We start from the raw sequence: 5336 nt of genomic DNA, 5'->3' as shown, positions 1-5336 counted from the left end.
GCGATGAAGCAGCGCGGCAGCTGCGCGGTGGTGATCCGCTACATCAGCAGCGACATCCCCAGCATCGCCGCGCTCAACATCCCGCCGGTGCTGTCCGACATGATCCTGGCCAAACGCGGCCTGATGCTGGTGGTCGGCGCCACCGGCTCGGGCAAGAGCACCACGCTGGCCGCCCTGCTCGACCACCGCAACGAACACACCACCGGACACATCCTGACCATCGAGGACCCGGTGGAGTACCTGTTCAAGAACAAGAAAAGCATCGTCAACCAGCGCGAGGTCGGCACCGACACCGAATCGCTGCACACCGCGCTCAAGAACGCGCTGCGCCAGGCGCCCGACGTGATCCTGATCGGCGAAATCCGCGACCGGGAAACCATGTCGCAGGCCATCGCTTACTCGCAGTCGGGCCACCTGGTGCTGGCCACCATGCACGCCAACAACAGCTACCAGGCGCTCAACCGGGTGCTCAACTTCTACCCGGTGGAGGTGCGGCCATCCATGCTCAACGACCTGGCCTCGGCGCTCAAGGCCATCGTCTCGCAGCGGCTGATGCGCACCGTGGACGGCGGCCGCGTGCCGGCGGTGGAGGTGATGGTCAACACCCGCCTGATCAGCGAACTGATCGAAAAAGGCGACTTTTTCGGTGTGCGCGAGGCCCTGGAAAAGTCCATGGCCGAAGAATCGCAGACCTTTGAGGCCGACATCGCCCGCCTGATCCTCGACGGCAAGGTGGACCGCAAGGAAGGCCTGTCCTACGCCGATTCGCCCACCAACCTGATGTGGCGCCTGCAAAACGACGCCGCGTTGCACAACCGCGGCGCCGACACGCCGGCCACCGCGGCCGAGCCCGTTGCGCCCACCGGCCCCTCCTTCTCCGACTTCACCATCGACGTCCGCCCCTGACGTTGCCCGGACCCACCGCCATGAACCCCACCCTGCGCCTGACCGAGGCGTTGATCGCCCGTGCCTCCGTCACCCCCGACGACGCCGCCTGCCAGGCCTTGCTGGCCGAGCGCCTGGCCCCGCTGGGCTTTGCCTGCGACACCCTGGCCAGTGGCCCGGCCGAGTTCCGCGTGACCAACCTGTGGGCCAAACGCACGGTGGCGGCCGACGCGCCCACCCTGGTGTTCGCCGGGCACACCGACGTGGTGCCCACCGGCCCGCTGGAGCAGTGGGCCAGCGACCCCTTCACCCCCACCCACCGCGACGGCAAGCTATACGGCCGCGGCGCCAGCGACATGAAAGCCTCGCTCGCGGCCATGGTGGTGGCCTGCGAGGAGTTCGTGGCCGAACACCCCGAAGCCCCCCTGAACATCGCCTTTCTGCTGACCAGCGACGAGGAAGGCCCCGCCCACGACGGCACCGTGGTGGTCTGCCGCGAACTGCAACGGCGCGGCGAACGGCTGGACTTCTGCATCGTGGGCGAACCCACCTCGGTGCAACGGACCGGCGACATGATCAAAAACGGCCGCCGCGGCACCATGAGCGGCAAGCTCACCGTCAAAGGCATCCAGGGCCACATCGCCTACCCGCACCTGGCGCGCAACCCCATCCACCTGCTGGCCCCGGCGCTGGCCGAACTGGTGGCCACCCGCTGGGACGCAGGGAATGCATTTTTCCCCGCCACCACCTGGCAGGTCAGCAACATCCACGCCGGCACCGGCGCCAGCAACGTCATCCCGGGCAGCGTGGTGGTGGACTTCAACTTCCGCTTCAGCACCGAAAGCAGCGCCGAAGGTCTGCAACAGCGCGTGGCCGAGCTGCTGGCCCGCCACGGCCTGCAGGCCGGTGCCGATTACGAACTGGCCTGGACCGTGGGCGGCCACCCCTTCCTGACCCGCCCCGGCACCCTGGTGGACGCGGTGCGCAGCGCCATCCGCGCCGAAACCGGGCTGGAGACCGAGCTGAGCACCACCGGCGGCACCAGCGACGGCCGTTTCATCGCCCAGGTCTGCCCGCAGGTGATCGAACTCGGCCCGCCCAACGCCACCATCCACCAGGTGAACGAATGCGTGGCCGTGGCCGACCTGGAGCCGTTGAAAAACATTTACCGGCGTGTGCTAGAACACCTGGCCCAGGTGCCAGCGCGCGACGAGGTCACCCAATGAGCCGCACCACGACCACCCTGGGCGCCTTGCTGACCCAGGCGCAAGCCCGGCTCGACGCCGCCCCGTTGGCCTACGGCCACGGCACCACCAACGCCCACGACGAGGCGGTGTGGCTGACCCTGTGGCAACTGGGCCTGCCGCTGGACAGCGACTTGGCCGAACTGGCGCACCGCCCCGTTAGCGAGGCCGAACAACAGGCTGTGTGGGCGCTGATCGGGCGCCGCATCGCCACCCGCCAGCCCGCCGCCTACCTGACGCGTGAGGCCTGGCTGCAAGGCGTGCCGTTTTACGTGGACGAACGCGTCATCGTGCCGCGCAGCTTCATCGCCGAACTGGTGGCCAACGCCGAAGGCGCCGAGAGCATCGACGGCTGGCTGGGCACCCACACCCAGCGCGTGCTGGACCTGTGCACCGGCAACGGCAGCCTGGCGGTGCTGGCCGCGCTGGCCTGGCCCGAGGTGACGGTGGACGCCGCCGACATTTCCCCCGACGCGCTGGCCGTGGCCCGCATCAACGTGGACAAACACGGGCTGCAAGAGCGCATCCGCCTGGTCGCATCCGACGGCTGGGCCGACCTGCCCGGGCGCTACGACCTGATTTTGTGCAACCCGCCCTACGTGAGCCGCGCCGGCATGGACGCCCTGCCCGCCGAGTACCGCGCCGAACCGGTGATTTCGCTGGACGGCGGCCGGCAAGGCAGCGCCGACGGCATGGACTTTGTGCGCCACCTGCTGGCCCACGCGCTGGACCACATGAACGAACACGCGGTGCTGGTGCTGGAAATTGGCAACGAGCGCGAACACTTTGAGCGTGCCTTTCCCACCCTGCTGGCCAACTGGCCCGAGACCACCTCGGGCGAAGGTCCGGTGCTGCTGCTGACCCGCGAGGCGTTGGAAGACTGGCAGGCCACCCGCGGCCTGAACCTGGCGGGCGGGCAACCATGATCACCCTGCGCAACGTCACCCTGCGCCGCGGGACCAAGGTGGTGCTGGACCAGGCCACCGTCACCATCAACCCCGGCGAAAAAGCCGCCCTGGTCGGGCGCAACGGCGCCGGCAAGTCCAGCCTGTTCGCCCTGCTGCAAGGCCAGCTGCACGAAGACGGCGGCGACTTCCACTGGCCGCGCCAGTGGCAGCTGGCCCAGGTGGCCCAGGACATGCCGGAGACCGACCAGCCCTGCACCGCCTTCGTCATCGAGGGCGACACCCGCCTGCTGACCGCCCAGCGCGAAGTGGCCCAGGCCGAGGCCAGCGGCGACGGCTACGCCATCGCCCACGCCCACACCGCCCTGCACGACGCCGGCGCCCACGACGCCCCGGCGCGCGCCCAAGCGCTGCTGCTGGGCCTGGGCTTCCAGGTGCACGAGCTGGAACGCCCGGTGAACAGCTTTTCCGGCGGCTGGCGCATGCGGCTGCAACTGGCCCGCGCGCTAATGTGCCCGAGCGACCTGCTGATGCTGGACGAACCCACCAACCACCTGGACCTGGACGCCCTGGTCTGGCTGGAAAGCTGGCTCAAACGCTACGAAGGCACGCTGCTGGTCATCAGCCACGACCGGGAATTCCTGGACGCGGTGACCCAGGTCACCCTGCACATCGACCACGGCCAGCTCACCCGCTACGGCGGCAACTACAGCCGCTTCGAGGACATGCGCGCCGAGCAGATGGGCCAGCAGCAAGCCGCGTTTGCCCGCCAGCAGGACAAGATCGCCCACCTGCAAAAGTTCATCGACCGCTTCAAGGCCAAAGCCACCAAGGCCAAGCAGGCGCAAAGCCGCGTCAAGGCGCTGGAGCGCATGGAAAAGATCGCCCCGGTGCTGGCCGATGCCGACTTCAGCTTCGAGTTCCAGGAGCCGGCGCAACTACCGAACCCCATGCTCAACCTGCGCGACGCGGCCTTTGGCTACCGCGCAGAAGGCGGCGACACGGTGATCGTGCGCGACGTCACCCGCTCGGTGCAGGCCGGGCAGCGGCTGGGCATCCTGGGAGCCAACGGCCAGGGCAAGTCCACCTTCGTCAAAACCGTGGCGCGCGCCCTGCCCTTGCTGGGCGGCACCTGCACCGAAGGCAAGGGCCTGAACATCGGCTACTTCGCCCAGCAGGAGCTGGACGTGCTGCACCTGGACGACAGCCCGCTGGCCCACATGGTCCGGCTGGCACGTGAAGCCGAAGCCGCCGGCACCCTCACCGGCCAGTCCACCCGCGAGCAGGACCTGCGCAACTTCCTGGGCAGCTTCCAGTTCAGCGGCGACATGGTGCAACAGGCCGTGGGCACCATGAGCGGCGGTGAAAAAGCCCGGCTGGTGCTGTGCATGATCGTCTGGCAACGTCCCAACCTGCTGCTGCTGGACGAACCCACCAACCACCTCGACCTGGCCACCCGCGAGGCCCTGGCCGTGGCGCTCAACGAGTTCGAGGGCACGGTGATGCTGGTCAGCCACGACCGCGCGCTGCTGCGCTCGGTCTGCGACGAGTTCTGGCTGGTGTCGCACGGCGGCATCGCGCCCTTCGACGGCGACCTGGACGACTACCAGCGCTACCTGCTGGACGTGGCCAAGCAAAAGCGCGAGGCGGCGCAAACCGCCGCGGCGGCAGGCGCGCAGGCGAGCGGCACGGCGCCCACCGCAGCCAGCGCTCCGGCCGCGCCCCGGATCAACCCCGGCGAGCAGCGCAAGCTGGAAGCGCAGCGCCGCCAGCAACTGGCTGAGCAGCTCAAACCGCACAAAAAGCAGCGCGACGCCCTGGAGCAACGCCTGGCCACGTTGCAGGCCGAGCAGGCCGGATTGCACGCCCGGCTACAGGGCAACCTGACACCCGCCGAACTGGCCGAGGCCGGCAAGCGCCTGAAAGCGCTGGACGACGACCTGGCCGAGACCGAGGAACGGTGGCTGGAGGTGGCCGCGGTGATGGAAGACATCGAAAAAGCGGCGCTGGCCTGAAGCCAGCCCGCCCGGGCTCACCCCCCGCTGGCGCGCCGGGTGCGCACGCCCACCCCCAGGGCGGCATAGACCGCCAGCATCAGCGTCAGGGCCGCACCGGCCAGGGTGGTGGCGTAGTGGCCCTGGTCCATCAGCACGCCGAACAGCAGCGGCGACAAGGCAAAGCCCGTGTCCAGGCCCGAGTACACCGTGCCGTACACCCGGCCGGTGGCACCGGCCGGGGTCGCTCGCTTGATCATCATGTCGCGGCTGGGCCCGCCCACACCCACCGCAAAACCGGTGGCGGC

The 5336-nt window shown here is 69.2% G+C and carries 4 protein-coding genes and 1 pseudogene; 4 read left to right on the top strand and 1 reads right to left on the bottom strand.

What is annotated here, in order from left to right:
* The 4 genes from HA630_RS17105 to HA630_RS17090 all read left to right on the top strand — a co-directional run.
* Positions 1-906, top strand: a 906-nt coding sequence (locus HA630_RS17105; protein ID WP_243855496.1) for a PilT/PilU family type 4a pilus ATPase, incomplete at its 5' end; no start/stop codon positions are given.
* A gap of 20 nt (positions 907-926) precedes the next feature.
* Positions 927-2111, top strand: a complete 1185-nt coding sequence (gene dapE / locus HA630_RS17100; protein ID WP_166836215.1) for a succinyl-diaminopimelate desuccinylase — start codon at positions 927-929, stop codon at positions 2109-2111.
* Positions 2108-3055 carry a 50S ribosomal protein L3 N(5)-glutamine methyltransferase gene (prmB, locus tag HA630_RS17095; RefSeq protein ID WP_166836213.1) on the top strand — a complete coding sequence of 316 codons (948 nt, stop codon included), beginning with the start codon at positions 2108-2110 and terminating at the stop codon, positions 3053-3055. Before dapE ends, prmB begins: the two co-directional genes overlap by 4 nt.
* A complete protein-coding gene (locus tag HA630_RS17090) occupies positions 3052-5049 on the top strand; it encodes an ABC-F family ATP-binding cassette domain-containing protein (RefSeq protein WP_166836212.1) in 1998 nt (665 codons plus the stop codon). Before prmB ends, HA630_RS17090 begins: the two co-directional genes overlap by 4 nt.
* A gap of 17 nt (positions 5050-5066) precedes the next feature.
* Here HA630_RS17090 and HA630_RS23750 read toward each other — a convergent pair.
* A pseudogene (locus tag HA630_RS23750) lies at positions 5067-5336 on the bottom strand (MFS transporter); the annotation flags it as partial.

Source organism: Aquabacterium sp. A08 (assembly GCF_011742065.1).
This window is presented reverse-complemented; position numbering and strand designations above follow the sequence as displayed.

Bases quoted from the DNA above. Each gene is read 5' to 3' on its own strand.
- dapE (WP_166836215.1), top strand. From the start codon at position 927: ATGAACCCCACCCTGCGCCTGACCGAGGCGTTGATCGCCCGTGCCTCC.
- prmB (WP_166836213.1), top strand. From the start codon at position 2,108: ATGAGCCGCACCACGACCACCCTGGGCGCCTTGCTGACCCAGGCGCAA.
- HA630_RS17090 (WP_166836212.1), top strand. From the start codon at position 3,052: ATGATCACCCTGCGCAACGTCACCCTGCGCCGCGGGACCAAGGTGGTG.